Source organism: Bordetella genomosp. 13 (assembly GCF_007679965.1).
GTDB lineage: Bacteria > Pseudomonadota > Gammaproteobacteria > Burkholderiales > Burkholderiaceae_B > Bordetella.
This window is the reverse complement of sequence record NZ_VEHL01000001.1, coordinates 1,059,709-1,078,638: the sequence shown is the minus strand read 5'-3', so window position 1 is coordinate 1,078,638 and position 18,930 is coordinate 1,059,709. Positions and strand designations below refer to the sequence as shown.

Genomic DNA, 18,930 nt, shown 5'->3' with positions numbered 1-18,930 from the left:
GCCCTGCCGCGCCGAACCGGCCGCCGCGGGGCATGCCGCGCGTGCGCCCCGAGACGCACCGCCCACGCGGCGGCGTGGTGTACCATGGCCTCGCGCATCCGCCCGCGCTACGAACCATGGCCATCCAGAACGACTCGCTTTCCTCCCTGCCCGACGCGCCCCGACTGGTCGCGCCGCAGCCCACCTCGCCCAACGAAGAATCCATCGAACGCGCCTTGCGGCCGAAAGCGCTGCAGGAGTACGTGGGGCAGGCACGCGCGCGCGAACAGCTGGAGATCTTCATCGCGGCGGCCCGCGGGCGCAACGAGGCGCTCGACCACGTGCTGCTGTTCGGTCCGCCGGGCCTGGGCAAGACCACGCTGGCGCACATCATCGCGCACGAAATGGGCGTGCAGCTGCGCCAGACGTCCGGCCCCGTGCTGGAGCGCCCCGGCGACCTGGCCGCGCTGCTGACCAACCTGGAACGCAACGACGTCCTGTTCATCGACGAGATCCACCGGCTGTCGCCCGTGGTCGAGGAAATCCTCTACCCTGCGCTGGAAGACTTCCAGATCGACATCCTGATCGGCGAAGGTCCGGCCGCGCGCAGCGTCAAGCTGGATCTGCAGCCCTTCACGCTGGTGGGCGCCACCACGCGCGCGGGCATGCTGACCAACCCGCTGCGCGACCGCTTCGGCATCGTCTCGCGGTTGGAGTTCTACGACGTGGCCGACCTGTCGCGCATCGTCACGCGCAGCGCGGGGCTGCTGAACGCCACCATCACGCCCGAGGGCGCCCAGGAAGTGGCGCGCCGCGCACGCGGCACGCCACGCATCGCCAACCGCCTGCTGCGGCGCGTGCGCGACTACGCGGAAGTGAAGGCGGGCGGCATCATCGACGCCGACGTGGCCGGCCGCGCGCTGTCCATGCTGGAAGTCGATCCGCAGGGCCTGGACCTGATGGACCGCAAGCTGCTGGAAGCCATCGTGCACAAGTTCGACGGCGGCCCGGTGGGCGTGGACAGCCTGGCCGCGGCCATCGGCGAAGAGCGCGACACCATCGAGGACGTCATCGAGCCCTACCTGATCCAGCACGGCTATCTGCAGCGCACCCCGCGCGGGCGCATGGCCACGCAGACCACGTGGCGGCACCTGGGGCTGGCCGTGCCGGCCGGCCGCACCGGCTCGGGCAGCGGCGAACTGTTCGACTGACGGCACGGCGCGCCGGGCGAGGAATCCGGCGGCGCCTTCCCGCACCGGGGTGCCGGCCGACGCCCGTCGGTGCGTCAGGGCAGGCCGCTGCCGACCCCTTCCCCGGATGCGACTCAAGTACCCGTACGCACGTCCTGCTTCGGCGGGTCGACGCCCGGCGCAGCAGCCCCCGAAGCAACGACGCCCGACCGGGCACCCCCAGGCGCCTCGGCGCCCGGGATCAAGGCATCTTCGGCAGACATGTCCGGCATGTCCGCCGCGCGATGGACGGCGCTCTCTTCCACTGCGGGCGCCTCGCTGGCCGAGGCCGGCGGCGTCACCACGTCGGGCTGGGGCTCGGCCATTTCCATGGTCACGTCCAGCTCGGGATCGACCCGCGGGTCCAACTGGACCGACGCGGGCGAGCTCTGCAGCGAATCGGGCATGGGCACGAAGTGCGTGGGCGCCTCGTCGACCTGGTGCGCGCCGGTGACTCGGCTGGGCTGCACGCGCCACACGAGTATGAGCGCGCAGGCCGAGATGAAGACGTAGTACATCGCCGGCCCGGCCATCGACATCAGGAAGCCGGCGATCAGCGGACCCAGGCAGGCGCCCACGCCGTACGTCATCAGCAGGATGGCGCTGAGGCTGACGCGCCGCTGCGGCTCGACGTGGTCGTTGGCGAAGGCGGCGCCCAGCGGATACAACGTGAACTGCAGCACGCCGAACACGCAGGACAGCGCGATCAGCAGCCAGTACGGCAGCGTGACGAAGCCCCACATGGCCACCGGCAGCAGCACCAGCAGCGCCGCGTTGAAGCGGATCAGGCCCGCGCGGTTGATGCGGTCGGACAGCCAGCCCATGGGCCACTGCGACAGCAGGCCGCACGTGACGGCCGAAGCCACGAACACCGCCACCTGGGGCGTCGTCAGGCCGTATTTCAGTGCGTACACCGGCGCCAGGCCGTAGAACGCGCCGGACAGGTTGCCCGCCACGAACAGCACCGTCAGCGACAGCGGCACTCGCTTCACGTAGAAGCGCAGGTCCAGCGGCGCCGGCAGCGGCGTGGGCGGATGCGAACGCGCGGTGATGGCGATGGGCACCAGGCACAGCACCATGCACATGGCCACCATCGTCAGCGGGCCGTTGTCCATGGTGGCGTACAGCGTCAGGGCCAGCTGCCCCAGCACGGTGCCCAGGCCGGACACGGCCATGTAGAGGGAGAACACCCGGCCGCGCTGGCTGTTCTCGGTCTGTTCGTTCAGCCAGCTTTCGATGACCATCAGCTCGGTCACCATCACCACGCCGGCGATGATGCGCAGCGGCAGCCAGTAGATGGGATCGGGGATCAGCATCTGCCCCAGGATCATGCTGGTGGCGACGGCCGCGCACGCCGAGAACGCGCGTATGTGGCCCACCCGGATGATCAGCTTGTGGCCCAGGCGGGCGCCGCAGACCAGGCCGAAGTAATAGCCGGCCATCAGCAGGCCGATCCAGGTCTCGCTGACGGCCGCCTGCGACAGCCGCAGGCCCATGTAGGTGTTGAACAGGCCCGTGCCGATGAGCATCAGCAGCGTGGCGCTATACAGCGGGGAGAACGTCGAGAGTGTGGAAATCATGGCAACGCGGCCGGTGCGCGGCGGGATTGCCGGCCGGGGCGCGCATGGCGTGCCCGGCCGTGGGTGCGACGGGAAAGGATCAGGCCTGCGACAGCATCGTGTCGACGTCGCTGACCTCGAACTTGCCGGGGGCCTCGACGTTCAGCGTCTTGACGACGCCATCGTCGATCAGCGCCGAGTAGCGTTGCGAGCGCACGCCCATGCCGCGTTGCGTCAGGTCCAGTTCCAGGCCCAGCGCGCGCGTCCAGACGGCAGCGCCGTCGGCCAGCATGCGCACCTGGCCGGCGGCCTTCTGCTCGCGCCCCCAGGCGCCCATCACGAAGGCATCGTTGACCGACACGCACCACACTTCGTCCACGCCCTTGTCGCGCAGTTGCTGTGCCTTGGTGACGAAGCCGGGCAGGTGCTTGGCCGAGCACGTCGGCGTGAAGGCGCCGGGCACGGCGAACAGCGCGATCTTCTTGCCGCGGACCAGGTCGGACACCTGGAAGGCATTGGGACCGAGCTGGCAGCCCTCGGTCTCGGTTTCGATGAATTCGGTCAGCGTGCCGTCGGGCACGCGATCGCCGACTTTGATGGTCATGGACCTCTCCGTGATGGGGGAATGAGACGCGGCATGCGCCGCGTCCGCTGCCTCAATCATAGATCGACTCGGCGGCCGCGACGGCGGCCGATGCTGCAAGCTGCAACCACCCGCAACCGGCAGGAACGGCGCCCGTCCGGATCCAACGGCGATCAGGCCGGCTTCGGCCCGGATCGGGGCGTGATCAGGCCGCGATCAAGCCGACAGGCCGTGCGTGGCGAACCAGTCCATCATGCGCTTCCAGGCCTGCTCGGCCTCGGTCTTGCGGTAGCTGGGGCGGTAGTCGGCGTGGAAGGCATGGCCCGCCTCGGGGTACACGTCGATGCGCGAGGCGCGGGCCGCCTCGGGGCCCTTCGCCAGGGCGGCGCGCATCTTGTCCACGTCTTCCAGGGGAATGCCGGCGTCCTTGCCGCCGTACGCGCCCAGCACCGGCGCGTGCAGCTTGTCGACCAGGCTGAGCACGGGGGCCGGCTTCAGCTCGCTGGGCTGTCCGCCCAACTGGCCGTACCACGCGGCGCCGGCCTTCAGTTTGGGATTGTGCGCGCTGTACAGCCAGACGTTGCGGCCGCCCCAGCAGAAGCCCACGATGCCCAGTTTCTCGGCCGCGCCGCCTTCGGTGGTGGCCCACTTGGCGGCGGCGTCCAGGTCGCCCATGACCTGCGCGTCGCCGGCCTTGTCGACCACTTCCGCGCGCAGCGTGGGGATGTCGGTGTACTTGGAGGGATCGCCGTGGCGCGCGAACAGTTCGGGCGCGATGGCCAGGTAGCCCGCGTGCGCCAGGCGGCGGCAGACATCCTGGATGTACTCGTGCACGCCGAAGATCTCGGACACCACCAGGATGGTGGGCAGGTTCTTCTTGCCGGCCGGCGCCGCGCGGTAGGCGGGCATGTTGCCGTCGGCGGTGGGAATCTGCACCTTGCCGGCCGTGAGGCCCTTGGCATCGGTCTGGATGGCGGTCTGCGCGTTGGCCTGGCCCGCGGCCAGCGAGAAGCCCGTCGCCACGCTGGTGACGATGAAACCGCGGCGCGAGACGCGCAGCGGGGGCAGCAGACTGTCGAATTCGGGATCCTTGACTTCCATGGTGCGAGCCTCCGGGAGTGGACGGAAATGATGTGGGATGTACCGCGGGAAAAATCGACGTGCATGCATCGGCGTGCGCGCGCCGGCGCGTCATGGCATCCGGACGGCCGGCGTGGACTGCGGCGATTATCGCGCCCCGTCCCCGGCTCGTCTATCATAGGCGCGAGAGGCGGCCAGCCTGCTGCGCCGCCCGATGAACCAACCTCTGTTCGATCGAAATCCCACCATGTCGTCATCCCTACCCACGCTCAGCCACCTGGATGAATCCGGCCAGGTCCGCATGGTCGATGTCGGTGCCAAGTCCGACACCGACCGCGTGGCGATCGCGTACGGCCGCGTACGCATGAATGCCCACGCCTATGGCCTGTTGACCGCGCCCGGCCAGGGCAAGGGCGAAGTGCTCAACACCGCCCGCGTGGCCGCCGTGCTGGCGGCCAAGCGCTGCGCCGAGCTGATCCCGCTGTGCCACAGCCTGCCCCTGGCCTTCGTCGGCATCGACTTCGGCCTGCTGGACCAGGCCCATGCCGTCGAGATCCGCGCCACCTGCCGCACGCAGTACAAGACCGGCGTCGAGATGGAAGCCATGACCGCGTGCAGCGTCGCCGCGCTCACCATCTACGACATGTGCAAGGCCGCCGACAAGGGCATCGTCGTCGAACAGATACGCCTGGAATACAAGGCAGGAGGAAAAAGCGGTGAATGGCGCAACGATTAACCTGCTGTACTTCGCCCGCGTGGCGGAGCTGATCGGCAAGCGTTCCGAAAGCTGGCCGCTGTCCGGCGCCACCACCGGCGCCCAGCTGCTGGCCGAGCTGCAGCAGCGCTATCCCCAGCTGGGGCCCGCGCCGCGCCTGCGGCTGGCCGTCAACCACGAGCACGCCAAGGGCACCGTGCCGGTGCAGCCGGGCGACGAGGTGGCCATCTTCGAGCCCGTCACCGGAGGCTGACGCCATGATCCTGGTGCAGGAAGCCGATTTCGACACGGCCGCGCTGGCGGCCGAACTGCGCGCCCGCACGGGTGCGCAGGCGGGCGCGCTGGTCACGTTCACGGGCTACGTGCGCGATTTCTCGCCCGGCCAGCCCACCGAGACGCTCTACCTGGAACACTATCCGGGCATGTGCGAGCGCGAGCTGGAAGCCATCGCCGCCACCGCGCGCCAGCGCTGGAACCTGGCCGGCACGGTCATCGTGCATCGCGTTGGCGCCCTGTCCCGCGAGGCCCAGATCGTGTTCGTCGCCGCCGCCAGCGCGCACCGCGGCGACGCCTTCCGCGGCTGCGAATACATCATCGACGCGCTGAAGACGCGCGCGCCCTTCTGGAAGCGCGAGACCCTGTCCTCCGGCAAGCAGTTCTGGGTCGAGCAGCGCCAGGCCGACGACGACCGGACCCAGGCATGGGACGCCGGCGCCTCCCCCAAGGAAGAACAATGACAGACCCCATCAAGCTGGGCTGCGCCATCATGACGGTCAGCGATACGCGCACCGCCGGCGACGACACCTCGGGCAACCTGCTGGCGCAGAACGTGGCGCATGCCGGCCACCTGTGCGTCCGGCGCGAGATCGTGCCCGAGAACATCTACCAGATCCGCCGGGTCATCAGCGACTGGATCGCCGACCCCGCGGTGCAGGTCATCCTGACCACGGGCGGCACGGGCTTCTCGCACAAGAACTCGCTGCCGGAAGCGGTGGCGCCGCTGTTCGACAAGGAGATCACCGGCTTCGGCGAACTCTTTCGCCAGCTGTCGTACGCCGACGTCGGCAGTTCGACCATCCAGTCTCGGGCGCTGGCCGGCTACGCCAACGATACGGTGATCTTCTGCATGCCCGGATCGAACCACGCCTGCGAGATGGCCTGGACCCAGATCATCCGCGAGCAGCTGGACAGCAGCTACAAGCCCTGCAACTTCGCCACCCACCTGCACCGCCGCGCCAACGCGGCCTAGGTTTCTCCATGCTCGAATTCGATCAGGCGCAGGCCCGGCTGGCCGACGCCGCGCCCGCCCCCACCCGCACGGAAACCGTCTCGCTGGCCGATGCGCCGGGCCGCGTGCTGGCCGTCTCGCTGGACGCCACGCTGGACCTGCCGCCGGCGGACAACAGCGCCATGGACGGCTATGCCATCCGCCATGCCGACTACCGGCCCGGCGCGCGCCTGCCCGTCCAGCAGCGCGTCTACGCGGGCGACATGCCGCAGCCGCTGGCCGCCGGCCAGGCGGCGCGGCTGTTCACCGGCAGCCTGATTCCCGACGGCGCCGACACCGTCATCATGCAGGAGGACGCGCGCGAGGCCGACGGCCACGTCGAGATCACCGAGGCGCCGCGCGCCTTGGGGCAGCACATCCGCCGCCGCGGCGAGGACACCCATGCCGGCCGGCCGCTGCTGGCCGCGGGCACCGTGCTGCAGGCCGCGCACGTCGCGCTGCTGGCGTCGCAGGGCCTGGCCGACGTGCCCGTTTACGCCCGGCTGCGCGTGGGCGTGCTGACCACCGGCGACGAACTGGTGCCCCCCGGCGCGGCGCGCCAGACGCAGCAGATCTACAACTCGAACGCCAGCATGCTGGGCGCGCTGGTGCGCGGCATCGGCGCCGAACTGACGCATGCCCTGCATGCGCGCGACGACGAGGCCGACCTGCAGGCCGCGCTGCAGACGCTGGTGGACGATTGCGACCTGGTGCTCAGCGTGGGCGGCGTGTCCGTGGGCGAGAAAGACCTGGTCAAGCCCGCCATCGAGGCTCTGGGCGGCGACCTGGCGTTGTGGAAGGTGCGCATGAAGCCCGGCAAGCCGGTGGCGCTGGCGCGCATCGACGGCACGCCGCTGGTGTGCCTGCCGGGCAATCCCGTGTCGGCCTATGCGGTCTTTGCCGTGCTGGTGTCGCCCATGCTGCGGCGCATGCAGGGCCGCGCCGAGATCCATCCTCCGCTGCCGCGCGCCACGCTGCGCACCGAGCGGCCCCGCCAGGACAGCCGCGAAGAGTTCGTGCGCGTGCAGGCCCGCCCGCTGCCCGACGGCGGCATGGAGCTGACGCCTTACGGGCATCAAGGGTCCGGCGTGATCAGTTCGCTGCCGTGGGCCGATGGCCTGGCGCGCCTGCCGGCCGACGTGATGGTGCAGGACGGCGCGCAGGTGCCGTACTACGACCTGAAGCACTGGCTGGCGTGACGGGCACCCCGTCGGCACGGCGGGCGGCGCGCATGCCGATGCGTCGTTCGCGGCATGCCGGGACGTGACCGGCATGGCTGGCACGTCGCTGATCGCAGCCGCGTGCGCTAGCCGCCGACAAGACGCGCGGCGTCCTCGAGATCTTCCGGCGTATTGATGTTCAGGAAGGCATGCGGCGCGGCATCGTCGAAGTCGACGTCGATGGCGCCCGCATCCTGCTGCCATCGCTCCACCTTGCGGTCGCCCGCCGCCAGGAAATCGTGCAACCCTTTTGCCTGGTCCGTGCGCACCGCCATGCAGACGGAATGGCGGCGACCGCCCGCGCACGCCACCGCAAGGGGCACGCCACGGTCGTCGGCCGCCCGCACCAGGCGCGCCGCGAGGTCTGTCGGCAAAAAAGGCGTATCGCATGAGGCCGTGACCAGCCAGCGGCCCTGCCATGCCGCCAGGCCCGCCGCGATGCCGGCCAGTGGGCCGGACCAGGCGGGCAGCGCGACATCGTCGGCCAGCACGCGGCCCAGTGCGGCATAGCGTTCGAGATTGCGATTGGCGCTGATCAGCAGCGCATCGACCTGCGGCGCCAGGCGCCGCGCCACATGGCGCACCAGCGGCGCGCCGGCCAGTTCCACCCACCCCTTGTCGGCCTGGCCCAGCCGCGAACCGCGCCCGCCGGCCAGGATCAGCCCGCCGATGCCCGCCGTGGCGGTGCCTGGCTCAGCCACCGATGTAGCTCATCTCGATCTTGCGCGTGACGGGACCCGCGGGCTCGGCGTCGGATGGCTGGCCGGCACGGCGCTCGGAATAATTGTCGGCGCGCGCGCCCCAGATGGAGGCCAGGCGCGCGGCCAGCTGGTCGTCGGACGCGCCGCCGCGCAGCGGCTCGCGCAGGTCGTGGCCCTGCGTGGCGAACAGGCACAGGAACAGCTTGCCCTCGGGCGACAGGCGCGCCCGTGTGCAGCCCTCGCAGAAGGCATGCGAGACGCTGGAGATGACGCCGATCTCGCCGCCGCCGTCCAGATAGCGCCAGCGCTCGGCCACGCGGCCCATGGGATCGGTCTGCAAAGGCGCCAGCGGCCACACCGAGCCGATGCGCGCCAGCACCTCGGCGCTGGGCAGCACTTCGGTCAGGTTCCAGCCATTGGTGGAGCCCACGTCCATGTATTCGATGAAGCGCAGCACGTGCCCGCTGTGGCGGAAGCGCCGCGCCATGGCCACGACCTGGTCGTCGTTGACGCCGCGCCGCACCACCATGTTGATCTTCACGGGCGCCAGGCCCGCGTCGGCGGCAGCGTCGATGCCGCGCAGCACGTCGTCGGGCGTGAACTGGCTGTCGCTCATGCGCGCGAACAGCGCCGGATCCAGCGCGTCAAGGCTGACGGTGACGCGGTTCAGGCCGGCCTCCTTCAACGCACGAGCCTTGCGCGCCAGCACCACGCCGTTGGTGGTCAGCGTGAGATCCAGCGGTCGCCCCTGCGGCGTGCGCAATTCGGCAAGCATGCCGACCAGGGTCTCGATGTTCTTGCGCAGCAGCGGTTCGCCGCCGGTCAGGCGGATCTTCTCGGTGCCATGCCGCGCGAACACGCCGGCCAGCCGGGCGATCTCCTCGAAGCTGAGCAGGGCCGAATGCGGCATGAAGGCATAGTTGCCGTCGAATACTTCGCGCGGCATGCAATAGGTGCAGCGGAAGTTGCAGCGGTCGGTGACCGAGATGCGCAGGTCCCGCAACGGCCGCGCGCGCCGGTCGAACAGGTCCTGGCCCGGCGCGGGCATGGGGCCCGCGGGGGTCTCTGCTACGCCTTCCTTGAGGCGGCGATCGGCCAGGAAAATCACTTTCTTCATACGGAGATCATATCGCGGCGGACCTCAGGATGCCTTGCGCCCAAAGGAGCGATCCTCGGGAAACGCGTCGCGTATCGTCTGCAACCGCCCGGTCTCGGACGCGTCGTAGCCGACCAGTTGCCCCACGTACCCCACGTACTCCGGACTCTGCATGATCGCCAGCAAGTCCTGCATGGCCGGCGTATCCAGGGACACCTTGCGGATGGCAAAGAAATAGCGCTCGTGCGCCAGCGGGATGAAATCCAGGCCGAAGCGCCACGCCGCGGTCTCCACCCCCACGCCCGTGTCGGCCATGCCGCTGGCGATATGCGCCGCGATCGCCATGTGGGTGAACTCGTTGGTCTCGTAACCCTGCACCTGGCTGATCGACACGCCCGCGCGTTCCAGCATCACGCCCACCAGATAGCGCGTGCTGGAGCCGATCTGGCGGTTGACGAAGCGCACGTCGGGGCGCGCCAGGTCCGCCATGCCGTCGATGTGCTTGGGATTGCCCGGCTGCACGAACAAGCCCGTGCTGCGCGTGGCCAGGTGGATCAGCATGTAGTCGTCGGGGTCCAGCCAGGCGGCATAGCGCGCCATGATGGCGGCCTCGAAATCGCCGCAGGGAATCTGGAAGCCCGCCAGGTCGCACTCGCGCCGCTCGAGCGAGGCCAGCGCCTCGATGGCGGTGCGGTAGCGCAGCTCCATGCCAGGGCTGCGGCCGCTCATGTGCTGCATCAGTGCCTCGACGGCGAAGCCGTGGCTGGCGTGCAGGCGCAGGTGCGGACCGCTCTGCGGCAGCAGGCGCTGCAGCTCTTCCTGCAGTTCGGACGCCATGCTTTCCAGCGTGGGCATCAGCCGCGCCTCGATGCGGCGGTTGGCCCACAGCAGGCGCTGCGCGAACTCGGACAGCTGCGTGCCCTGGCGCCGCCGCGTGATCAGCAGCTGCGTGCCGAAGATGCCCTCGAAGCGGCGCAGCACGCCCCAGGCGTGCCGGTAGGACAACCCGCAGGCGCGGCAGGCGCCGGCAATGTTGCCGGTGGCGTCGATGGCCGACAGCAGGGCCAGCACGTCCTGCAGCGGCAGGTCGCCGTCTCCGGGCGCGCCGGACAGAAGCCATTGCGGACGCAGGCCCAACTGGAACTTATATGTCATTTATTTCTTATTGAGACGCTGAAATTTCAGGATTAGAGTTAGCGCCACCGGAGTTTTGTGCGAATAAATATGTCTTTCAAAACATATTAATCACGCACGCCTCCCAAGGCAATCACGAAACAGGCCCCCTCTTGAAGCGGGCCATACAAGGAGACACGCCATGCGCCAGCGCGAGGCCAAGTCCGATCTCTCGTCCAACGGTGGCGCCCGCGGGGGTCCCCAGTCCCTGGCGAATGCCCAGTCGTCCGCATCCGCGCCAATCGCCGCCGCCGCCCGTGTCCTGGCGCGGCTGAAAGACCAGCCCGGCGCCCTGCTGCCCATCCTGCACGGCATCCAGGAAGAACTGGGCTGTATCCCGCCCGAGACCGTGCCGCTGATCGCCGAGGCGCTGCACCTGTCGCGGGCCGAAGTGCATGGCGTCATCACCTTCTATCCGCACTTCCGCCTGGCACCCCACGGCCGTCACACGCTGGAAGTGTGCCGCGCCGAGTCCTGTCAGGCCCTGGGCGCGGAACACCTGGCCGAGCATGCGCGGCAGCGCCTGGGCTGCGACTTCCACGCCACCAGCGGCGACGGCGCGTTCACGCTCGAACCCGTGTATTGCCTGGGCCTGTGCGCCCAGTCGCCCGCGGTGATGCTGGACGGCCGGCCGCACGCGCGCGTCACGCCGGCCAAGCTGGACAGGCTGCTGCAGTCGGCCCGCGACACGGAGGCCGTGCAATGAACATGCCGAACCGTCCCACCTGCGGCGGCGGCGCGGCCGTCGGCATCGCAGATGCCCGCCTCGCGGAAGCCGCCCTCGGACACTGTCCGCGCCGCAACGGGAGGGCCCCCCTGTGAACGCACCCATCACTCTCTACATTCCGCGGGATGCCGCCGCGCTGGCCATGGACGCCGATGCGGTCGCGCAAGCCATCGAACAGGAAGCGCAGCGCCGCGGCCAGGCCGTGACCCTGGTGCGCAATGGTTCGCGCGGCCTGTTGTGGCTGGAACCCCTGGTGGAAGTGGCCACGCCGCAAGGCCGCGTCGCCTACGGCCCCGTGCAGCCCGAGGACGTGCCCGCGCTGTTCGACGCCGGCTGGCTTTCGGGCGGCGCGCATGCGCTGGGCCACGGGCCTACCGAAGACATTCCGTACCTGAAGAAGCAGGAACGCCTGACCTTCGCGCGCGTGGGCATCACCGATCCGCTGTCCACCGAGGACTACCTCGCGCACGGCGGCATGCAGGGCGTACGGCGCGCGCTGGGCATGACGCCGCAGCAGATCGTCGATGAGGTCACCGGCTCCGGCCTGCGCGGCCGCGGCGGCGCGGCGTTTCCCACGGGCATCAAGTGGAAGACGGTGCTGTCCTCGCCCGCCGACCAGAAGTACATCGTGTGCAATGCGGACGAGGGCGACTCGGGCACCTTCGCCGACCGCCTGCTGATGGAAGGCGATCCCTACGTGCTGATCGAGGGCATGACCATCGCCGGCCTGGCCGTGGGCGCCACGCTGGGCTATATCTACGTGCGCTCCGAATACCCGCACGCCATCGCCGCCCTGGAAGCCGCCATCGAACGCGCCCGCGACGCGGGCTGGCTGGGCCAGGACGCGCACGGCAGCGGCCGGCGCTTCGACCTGGAAGTGCGCAAGGGCGCGGGCGCCTACATCTGCGGCGAAGAGACCTCGCTGCTGGAAAGCCTGGAAGGCAAGCGCGGCGTGGTGCGCGCCAAGCCGCCGCTGCCCGCCATCAGCGGCCTGTTCGGCAAGCCCACCGTCATCAACAACGTGATCTCGCTGGCCTCCGTGCCCATCATCCTGGCGCGCGGCGCGCAGTTCTACCGCGACTACGGCGTGGGCCGCTCGCAGGGCACCCTGCCCTTCCAGCTGGCCGGCAACCTGAAGCAGGGCGGGCTGGTCGAGAAGGCCTTCGGCCTGACGCTGCGCGAACTGCTCTACGACTTCGGCGGCGGCAGCGCCACCGGCCGGCCGCTGCGCGCGGTGCAGGTGGGCGGCCCGCTGGGCGCCTACCTGCCCGAGTCGCAATGGGACGTGCCGCTGGACTACGAAGCCTACGCCAAGGTGTCCGCCATGATCGGCCACGGCGGCCTGGTGGCGTTCGACGACAGCGTCGACATGCTGCGCATGGCGCGCTACGCGATGGAGTTCTGCGCGGTCGAATCGTGCGGCAAGTGCACGCCCTGCCGCATCGGCTCGACGCGCGGCGTCGAGACGCTGGACAGGATCGCCGCCGGCGGCCCCGCGCGCGAACAGCAGGTACATCTGCTGCGCGACCTGTGCGACACCATGCTGGGCGGCTCGCTGTGCGCGCTGGGCGGCATGGCGCCGTATCCGGTGCTGTCCGCGCTGAACCACTTCCCCGAAGACTTCGGCGTGTCCGCCGACCATGCCGCCACGGCGGCGGCCTGAAGGAGAGCACGCCATGCTCGAAACCGTCATCAAGCGCGAGCGCGACCTGGGCACCCCGGCCCGCGTCTCCGAAAAGCTCGTCACCCTGACCATCGACGGCCAGGAAATCTCGGTGCCCGAAGGCACATCGGTGATGCGCGCGGCCGCCGAGGCCGGCATCAACATCCCCAAGCTGTGCGCCACCGACAGCCTGGAGGCCTTCGGTTCGTGCCGCCTGTGCCTGGTGCAGATCGACGGCCGGCGCGGCTATCCGGCCTCGTGCACCACGCCCGCCGAAGACGGCATGATCGTCTACACCGAGACGCCCAAGCTGCACGAGCTGCGCCGCGGCGTGATGGAGCTGTACATCTCCGACCACCCGCTGGACTGCCTGACCTGCCCGGCCAACGGCGACTGCGAACTGCAGGACATGGCCGGCGTGGTGGGCCTGCGCAACGTGCGCTACGGCTACGACGGCGCCAACCACCTGGACGACGCCAAGGACGAATCGAATCCGTACTTCTCGTACGACCCGTCCAAGTGCATCGTCTGCAACCGCTGCGTGCGCGCCTGCGAGGAAACGCAGGGCACCTTCGCGCTGACCATCTCGGGCAAGGGCTTCGAGTCGCGCGTGTCGCCGGGCCAGAGCCAGTCCTTCCTGGACAGCGAATGCGTGTCGTGCGGCGCCTGCGTGCAGGCCTGTCCGACGTCCACGCTGCAGGAAAAGACCGTCATCATGATGGGCCAGGCCGAGCACTCGGTGGTCACCACCTGCGCCTATTGCGGCGTGGGCTGCGCCTTCAAGGTCGACATGAAGGGCCAGGAAGTGGTGCGCATGGTGCCGTGGAAGGACGGCCAGGCCAACCGAGGCCACTCGTGCGTGAAGGGACGCTTCGCCTGGGGCTACACCACGCACAAGGAACGCGTGTTGAAGCCCATGATCCGCAAGCACATCAGCGACCCGTGGCAGGAAGTGTCGTGGGACGAGGCCATCAATTACGCGGCGTCGGAGTTCCGTCGCATCCAGGGCGAGCACGGCCGCGACGCCATCGGCGGCATCACCTCGTCGCGCTGCACCAACGAAGAGACCTGGCTGGTGCAGAAGCTGGTGCGCGCGGCCTTCGGCACCAACAACGTCGACACCTGCGCGCGGGTGTGCCATTCGCCCACGGGCTATGGCCTGAAGCAGACGCTGGGCGAATCGGCCGGCACGCAGACCTTCGACTCGGTGATGCACACCGACGTGGTCATCGTGATGGGCGCCAATCCCAGCAGCGGCCACCCGGTGTTCGCCTCGCGCCTGAAGCGGCGCCTGCGCCAGGGCGCCAAGCTGATCGTGATCGATCCGCGCCGCATCGAGCTGGTCAGCTCGCCGCACATCAAGGCCGATTACCACCTGCAGGTGCGGCCCGGCACCAACGTGGCGCTGCTGTCTTCGCTGGCGCACGTCATCGCCACCGAGGGCCTGATCGACGAAGCCTACGTGGCCGAGCGCTGCGAACCCAAGGCCTTCAACGAATGGCGCGAATTCGTGTCGCGCCCCGAGAACTCGCCCGAGGCCATGGAGGCCACCACCGGCGTGCCGGCCGAGGCCGTGCGCGGCGCGGCCCGCCTGTACGCCACGGGTGGCAACGGCTCCATCTACTACGGCCTGGGCGTGACGGAACACAGCCAGGGCTCGACCACCGTGATGGGCATCGCCAACCTGGCCATGGCCACCGGCAACGTCGGCCGCGAGGGCGTGGGCGTGAACCCGCTGCGCGGCCAGAACAACGTGCAGGGTTCGTGCGACATGGGCTCGTTCCCGCACGAACTGCCGGGCTATCGCCACATCTCCGACGACGTGGTGCGCGGCCAGTTCGAACAGGCCTGGGGCGTGACGCTGCAGCCCGAACCGGGCCTGCGCATTCCCAACATGTTCGAGGCCGCGCTGGGCGGCAGCTTCAAGGGCCTGTACTGCCAGGGCGAGGACATCGTGCAGTCCGACCCCAACACACAGCACGTGGCGGCCGCGCTGGCCTCGATGGAATGCATCGTGGTGCAGGACCTGTTCCTGAACGAGACCGCGAAGTACGCCCACGTGTTCCTGCCGGGCTCGTCGTTCCTGGAGAAGGACGGCACGTTCACCAACGCCGAGCGCCGCATCTCGCGCGTGCGCAAGGTGATGGAGCCCAAGAACGGCAAGGCGGACTGGGAAGTGACGGTGGCGCTGTCCAACGCGCTGGGCTACCGCATGGACTACACGCATCCGCGCCAGATCATGGAAGAGATCGCGCGCCTGACGCCGACTTTCGCGGGCGTGACGTACGAGAAGCTCGAGCGCCTGGGCAGCCTGCAATGGCCGTGCAACGACGATGCGCCCGAGGGCACGCCCACCATGCACATCGACCACTTCGTGCGCGGCAAGGGCAAGTTCATGATCACGCAGTACATCCCGACGGACGAGCGCAGCACCCGCAAGTTCCCGCTGCTGCTGACCACGGGCCGCATCCTGTCCCAGTACAACGTGGGCGCGCAGACGCGCCGCACGCCCAACGTGGCCTGGCACAGCGAGGATCTGCTCGAGCTGCATCCGCAGGATGCCGAGGACCGCGGCGTGGCCGACGGCGACTGGGTTGGCATACAGAGCCGGGCCGGCCAGACGGTGCTGCGCGCCATCATCACCGACCGGGTGCAGCCGGGCGTGGTATACACCACGTTCCACTTTCCCGAGTCGGGCGCCAACGTCGTCACCACCGACAACTCGGACTGGGCCACCAATTGCCCCGAGTACAAGGTGACGGCCGTGCAGGTGACCCGCGTGTCGCAGCCTTCCGAGTGGCAGCGCCAATGGACGCGCTTCTCCGACATCCAGGAAAAGCTGCTGCGCGAACGGGCCCGCGAGAACGAAGCGGCGCTCAGCGGGAAATAACCCGACAGCCGCCAAGGATCGCATGCCCGACACTCCAGCTTCCCGCGCCGACAGCGCCCAGGTGCGCGTGACCCGCGTGCGCGCGGGCGCCATCGCCTCCGCGGCGCAGGACGACCACGTCGCCGACGAAACCCCGGTGGCGCTGGAGTTCAACGGCATCAGCCACGCCACCATGCTGGCCACGCCGGCCGACCTGGAGGACTTCGCGATGGGCTTCGCCCTGACCGAAGGCATCGTGGGCAGCGCCTCGGACGTGCGCGGCATCGAGCTGCGCCCGCAGTGCGACGGCATCGTGGTGGAGCTGGAGATCGCCACGGCCTGCGCGGTGCGGCTGCGCGAGCGCCGCCGCGCCATGGCGGGACGCACGGGCTGCGGCCTGTGCGGCGTCGAGACCCTGCCCGAAGTGCTGCGCGACGTGCCGCCCGTGACGGCCGGCGCCCGGGCGTCCGCGGGCGCGGTGCTGCAGGCCATGCGCGACATGCGCGCGCGCCAGCCGCTGCACGACCTGACGGGCGCCACCCACGCGGCCGGCTGGGCGCGGCTGGACGGCGCCATCGAGCTGGTGCGCGAGGACGTCGGCCGCCACAACGCCCTGGACAAGCTGATCGGCGCCCTGGCCCGCGACGGCCGCGACGCCTCGGCGGGCATGATCGTGGTGTCCAGCCGTGCCAGCTTCGAGATGGTGCAGAAGGCGGCGTCCGCCGGCACCGGCGTGCTGGCCGCCGTGTCGGCGCCCACCGCCCTGGCCATCCGCACCGCGCAGCGCGCGAACCTGACGCTGCTGGGCTTCATGCGGCAGGCCGACGCCACCATCTATACCCATCCCGAACGCATCATCCCCTGAGGGCGGAACCCGCATGGAAATCGGCAACCTCATCCGCATGGCCAACCGCATCGGCGACTTCTTCGCGGCCATGCCCGACCACGACGAAGCCACTGAAGGCGTGGCCAATCACATCCAGAAGTTCTGGGAGCCGCGCATGCGCCGCGAGCTGCTGGATTTCCTGGCCGAGCATCCGGATGGCGACGCGGGCACGCAGCAGTTGCATCCGCTGGTGCTGGCCACGGTGACGGCGCAGCGCACGCGCCTGACGCCGCGCGTGGCGCAATGATCTTTTCAGGGCACAATACCGCCCCTTGAAACGCCGCGCGTCCGACCGGGCGCGCGGCGCGCAGCTTTCCCTTGCAGCAAGCCGATCACATAAAAGCGGCACAGAGCCGCGACCCAGGAGGAGACACCACCATGAGCCAATCCACCACGCTCGACCTGCCGGGCTCACGCCCGGGCATTCTGGCCAAGGAGCGCACCATCGCCGGCCCCGGCTTCAGCCGATGGCTGGTGCCGCCCGCCGCGCTGGCCATCCACCTGTGCATAGGGATGGCTTACGGTTTTTCCGTGTTCTGGCTGCCGCTGTCGCGGGCCGTCGGCGGTTCCGCGCCGCTGGCCTGCCCGGCCGACATGAGCCTGATGGCGGAACTGTTCACCACGCAGTGCGACTGGCGCATCTCCACGATGGGGTGGATGTACACGCTGTTCTTCGTGCTGCTGGGATGCTCGGCGGCGCTGTGGGGCGGCTGGCTGGAACGCGCCGGCCCGCGCAAGGCCGGCGTGGTGTCTGCCGTGTGCTGGTGCGGCGGCCTGGTCATCTCGTCGATCGGCATCTACCTGCACCAGATGTGGATGCTGTGGCTGGGCTCGGGCGTGATCGGCGGCATCGGGCTGGGCCTGGGCTACATCTCGCCCGTCAGCACCCTGATCAAGTGGTTTCCGGACCGGCGCGGCATGGCCACCGGCATGGCCATCATGGGATTCGGCGGCGGCGCGATGATCGGCGCCCCGCTGGCCGACATGCTGATGCGCCACTTCGCCACGCCCACCTCGCCCGGCGTGTGGCAGACCTTCCTGACCATGGCGATCGTCTACTTCGTCTTCATGATCTCGGGCGCCATGGGCTACCGCGTGCCGCCCACCGGCTGGAAGCCCGAGGGCTGGGCGCCGCCGGCCAACCAGGCCAACAACGCCATGATCACCAAGGGCCATGTGCACGTGAAGCGCGTGTGGGGCATCCCGCAGTTCTGGCTGGTGTGGCTGGCGCTGTGCCTGAACGTGACCGCCGGCATCGGCATCCTGGGCATGGCCTCGCCGCTGCTGCAGGAGGTGTTCGGCGGCATCCTGATCGACCAGCCGCAGCTCGGCTACGGCGAACTGGACAAGGCGCAACTGGCCGCCATCGCCGCCATCGCGGCGGGCTTCACCGGCCTGCTCAGCCTGTTCAACATCGGCGGCCGCTTCTTCTGGGCCAGCCTGTCGGACAAGCTGGGCCGCAAGCTGACCTACATGACGTTCTTCGTGCTGGGCTTCGCGCTGTACGCGTCGATCCCGTGGTCGGCGCACGCCGGCTCGCTGGCGCTGTTCGTGGGCGCGTTCTGCATCATCCTGTCGATGTACGGCGGCGGCTTCGCCACGGTGCCGGCCTACCTGGCCGACCTGTTCGGCACGCAGATGGTGGGCGCGATCCACGGCCGGCTGCTGACGGCGTGGTCGGCGGCGGGCATCTTCGGCCCGGTGCTGGTGAACTACATCCGCGAATACCAGCTGTCGCTGGGCGTGCCGCGCGCGCAGGTGTACGACGTCACCATGTACATCCTGGCCGGGATGCTGGTGCTGGGCTTCCTGTGCAACCTGGCCATCCGGCCGGTGAATCCCAAGTACTTCATGAACGACGAGGAACTGGCGCGCGAGAAGGCGCTGGCGCACGAACGCGCGGCGGCCTCCGAGGTGCGCGGGCAGTCCAGCTCGACGTTCCGCACGCCCATCGCGCTGGTGCTGGCGGCCTGGGCGTGCGTGGGAATCCCGATGGCGTGGGGGATCTGGATCACGTTGCAGAAGGCGGTGGTGCTGTTCCACTGAACGCGAGGATGTCCGTGCGCGGTCGTGGCTCGGTGTTGGACCTGGATCGTGCGTCGATTCGAGTTCTTCTGGCCGCCGCGGACTTACCTGCGAAGTCTCGTCCTCGCGCTGCCGCGCTGCGGGCGTGACTTCTCCGG

18 protein-coding genes are annotated in these 18,930 nt (G+C 69.6%); 12 read left to right on the top strand and 6 right to left on the bottom strand.

The genetic code is table 11. The features are described from left to right. Positions 1–116 precede the first annotated feature (116 nt). A complete protein-coding gene (ruvB, locus tag FS845_RS04940; RefSeq protein ID WP_144631325.1) occupies positions 117–1,190 on the top strand; it encodes a Holliday junction branch migration DNA helicase RuvB in 1,074 nt (357 codons plus the stop codon). A 113-nt stretch (positions 1,191–1,303) separates the two neighbouring features. On the opposite strand, the gene FS845_RS04935 is transcribed toward ruvB, so the two are convergent. From FS845_RS04935 to FS845_RS04925, 3 genes are all read right to left on the bottom strand, one after another. After that, positions 1,304–2,788 carry an MFS transporter gene (locus FS845_RS04935; protein WP_144630977.1) on the bottom strand — a complete coding sequence of 495 codons (1,485 nt, stop codon included), beginning with the start codon at positions 2,786–2,788 and terminating at the stop codon, positions 1,304–1,306. 79 nt (positions 2,789–2,867) lie between these two features. Then, a complete protein-coding gene (locus tag FS845_RS04930) occupies positions 2,868–3,371 on the bottom strand; it encodes a peroxiredoxin (protein ID WP_144630976.1) in 504 nt (167 codons plus the stop codon). 195 nt (positions 3,372–3,566) lie between these two features. Continuing rightward, the gene (locus tag FS845_RS04925; RefSeq protein WP_144630975.1) at positions 3,567–4,451 is read right to left on the bottom strand and encodes a dienelactone hydrolase family protein; all 885 of its coding nucleotides are present in this window, start codon (positions 4,449–4,451) and stop codon (positions 3,567–3,569) included. Positions 4,452–4,677: 226 nt separating this feature from the next. Between FS845_RS04925 and moaC the strand changes: the two genes are divergently transcribed. Genes moaC through glp form a run of 5 tightly spaced genes read left to right on the top strand, consistent with a single transcriptional unit; the run spans position 4,678 to position 7,611 of the window. Further along, the gene (gene moaC / locus FS845_RS04920; RefSeq protein WP_144630974.1) at positions 4,678–5,166 is read left to right on the top strand and encodes a cyclic pyranopterin monophosphate synthase MoaC; all 489 of its coding nucleotides are present in this window, start codon (positions 4,678–4,680) and stop codon (positions 5,164–5,166) included. Next, positions 5,147–5,398, top strand: coding sequence for a MoaD/ThiS family protein (locus tag FS845_RS04915; RefSeq protein ID WP_144630973.1), 252 nt, complete (start codon positions 5,147–5,149; stop codon positions 5,396–5,398). The genes moaC and FS845_RS04915 overlap by 20 nt, the downstream gene beginning before the upstream one ends. 4 nt (positions 5,399–5,402) lie before the next feature. Next, on the top strand, positions 5,403–5,882 hold the full coding sequence (locus FS845_RS04910; RefSeq protein ID WP_144630972.1) for a molybdenum cofactor biosynthesis protein MoaE: 480 nt from the start codon (positions 5,403–5,405) through the stop codon (positions 5,880–5,882). After that, the gene (gene moaB, locus FS845_RS04905; protein ID WP_144630971.1) at positions 5,879–6,394 is read left to right on the top strand and encodes a molybdenum cofactor biosynthesis protein B; all 516 of its coding nucleotides are present in this window, start codon (positions 5,879–5,881) and stop codon (positions 6,392–6,394) included. The genes FS845_RS04910 and moaB overlap by 4 nt, the downstream gene beginning before the upstream one ends. Positions 6,395–6,402: 8 nt before the next feature. Further along, complete coding sequence (gene glp / locus FS845_RS04900; protein ID WP_144630970.1) at positions 6,403–7,611, top strand: gephyrin-like molybdotransferase Glp; 1,209 nt, start codon at positions 6,403–6,405, stop codon at positions 7,609–7,611. A 107-nt stretch (positions 7,612–7,718) separates the two neighbouring features. Here the strand turns inward: glp and mobA are convergent, their stop codons facing one another. The 3 genes from mobA to FS845_RS04885 are packed head-to-tail and all read right to left on the bottom strand — an operon-like array spanning position 7,719 to position 10,584. Continuing rightward, positions 7,719–8,333, bottom strand: a complete 615-nt coding sequence (gene mobA, locus FS845_RS04895; protein WP_144630969.1) for a molybdenum cofactor guanylyltransferase MobA — start codon at positions 8,331–8,333, stop codon at positions 7,719–7,721. Continuing rightward, entirely contained in the window at positions 8,326–9,450 is a 1,125-nt protein-coding gene (gene moaA / locus FS845_RS04890; protein ID WP_144630968.1) for a GTP 3',8-cyclase MoaA, read from the bottom strand. The genes mobA and moaA overlap by 8 nt, the downstream gene beginning before the upstream one ends. 24 nt (positions 9,451–9,474) lie before the next feature. Then, a complete protein-coding gene (locus FS845_RS04885) occupies positions 9,475–10,584 on the bottom strand; it encodes a substrate-binding domain-containing protein (RefSeq protein ID WP_144630967.1) in 1,110 nt (369 codons plus the stop codon). A gap of 160 nt (positions 10,585–10,744) precedes the next feature. Here FS845_RS04885 and FS845_RS04880 point away from each other — a divergent pair, with 160 nt between their 5' ends. The 6 genes from FS845_RS04880 to FS845_RS04855 all read left to right on the top strand — a co-directional run bounded on the left by FS845_RS04880 (position 10,745) and on the right by FS845_RS04855 (position 18,793). Further along, on the top strand, positions 10,745–11,308 hold the full coding sequence (locus FS845_RS04880) for a formate dehydrogenase subunit gamma (protein ID WP_144630966.1): 564 nt from the start codon (positions 10,745–10,747) through the stop codon (positions 11,306–11,308). A 163-nt stretch (positions 11,309–11,471) separates the two neighbouring features. Further along, positions 11,472–12,992, top strand: coding sequence for a formate dehydrogenase beta subunit (locus tag FS845_RS04875; protein ID WP_144631322.1), 1,521 nt, complete (start codon positions 11,472–11,474; stop codon positions 12,990–12,992). 13 nt (positions 12,993–13,005) lie between these two features. Further along, positions 13,006–15,882 carry a formate dehydrogenase subunit alpha gene (gene fdhF / locus FS845_RS04870; RefSeq protein WP_144630965.1) on the top strand — a complete coding sequence of 959 codons (2,877 nt, stop codon included), beginning with the start codon at positions 13,006–13,008 and terminating at the stop codon, positions 15,880–15,882. Positions 15,883–15,904: 22 nt separating this feature from the next. Continuing rightward, the gene (gene fdhD, locus FS845_RS04865; protein ID WP_144630964.1) at positions 15,905–16,726 is read left to right on the top strand and encodes a formate dehydrogenase accessory sulfurtransferase FdhD; all 822 of its coding nucleotides are present in this window, start codon (positions 15,905–15,907) and stop codon (positions 16,724–16,726) included. Between the two features lie 13 nt (positions 16,727–16,739). Beyond that, positions 16,740–16,994 carry a formate dehydrogenase subunit delta gene (locus tag FS845_RS04860; protein WP_144630963.1) on the top strand — a complete coding sequence of 85 codons (255 nt, stop codon included), beginning with the start codon at positions 16,740–16,742 and terminating at the stop codon, positions 16,992–16,994. A 131-nt stretch (positions 16,995–17,125) separates the two neighbouring features. Then, positions 17,126–18,793 (top strand): OFA family MFS transporter, encoded by a 1,668-nt coding sequence (locus FS845_RS04855; protein WP_144630962.1) that lies wholly within the window; start codon positions 17,126–17,128, stop codon positions 18,791–18,793. Positions 18,794–18,930 lie beyond the last annotated feature (137 nt).

Bases quoted from the DNA above. Each gene is read 5' to 3' on its own strand.
- ruvB (WP_144631325.1), top strand. From the start codon at position 117: ATGGCCATCCAGAACGACTCGCTTTCCTCCCTGCCCGACGCGCCCCGA.
- FS845_RS04935 (WP_144630977.1), bottom strand. From the start codon at position 2,788: ATGATTTCCACACTCTCGACGTTCTCCCCGCTGTATAGCGCCACGCTG.
- FS845_RS04930 (WP_144630976.1), bottom strand. From the start codon at position 3,371: ATGACCATCAAAGTCGGCGATCGCGTGCCCGACGGCACGCTGACCGAA.
- FS845_RS04925 (WP_144630975.1), bottom strand. From the start codon at position 4,451: ATGGAAGTCAAGGATCCCGAATTCGACAGTCTGCTGCCCCCGCTGCGC.
- moaC (WP_144630974.1), top strand. From the start codon at position 4,678: ATGTCGTCATCCCTACCCACGCTCAGCCACCTGGATGAATCCGGCCAG.
- FS845_RS04910 (WP_144630972.1), top strand. From the start codon at position 5,403: ATGATCCTGGTGCAGGAAGCCGATTTCGACACGGCCGCGCTGGCGGCC.
- moaB (WP_144630971.1), top strand. From the start codon at position 5,879: ATGACAGACCCCATCAAGCTGGGCTGCGCCATCATGACGGTCAGCGAT.
- glp (WP_144630970.1), top strand. From the start codon at position 6,403: ATGCTCGAATTCGATCAGGCGCAGGCCCGGCTGGCCGACGCCGCGCCC.
- moaA (WP_144630968.1), bottom strand. From the start codon at position 9,450: ATGAAGAAAGTGATTTTCCTGGCCGATCGCCGCCTCAAGGAAGGCGTA.
- FS845_RS04885 (WP_144630967.1), bottom strand. From the start codon at position 10,584: ATGACATATAAGTTCCAGTTGGGCCTGCGTCCGCAATGGCTTCTGTCC.
- FS845_RS04880 (WP_144630966.1), top strand. From the start codon at position 10,745: ATGCGCCAGCGCGAGGCCAAGTCCGATCTCTCGTCCAACGGTGGCGCC.
- FS845_RS04875 (WP_144631322.1), top strand. From the start codon at position 11,472: ATGGACGCCGATGCGGTCGCGCAAGCCATCGAACAGGAAGCGCAGCGC.
- fdhF (WP_144630965.1), top strand. From the start codon at position 13,006: ATGCTCGAAACCGTCATCAAGCGCGAGCGCGACCTGGGCACCCCGGCC.
- fdhD (WP_144630964.1), top strand. From the start codon at position 15,905: ATGCCCGACACTCCAGCTTCCCGCGCCGACAGCGCCCAGGTGCGCGTG.
- FS845_RS04860 (WP_144630963.1), top strand. From the start codon at position 16,740: ATGGAAATCGGCAACCTCATCCGCATGGCCAACCGCATCGGCGACTTC.
- FS845_RS04855 (WP_144630962.1), top strand. From the start codon at position 17,126: ATGAGCCAATCCACCACGCTCGACCTGCCGGGCTCACGCCCGGGCATT.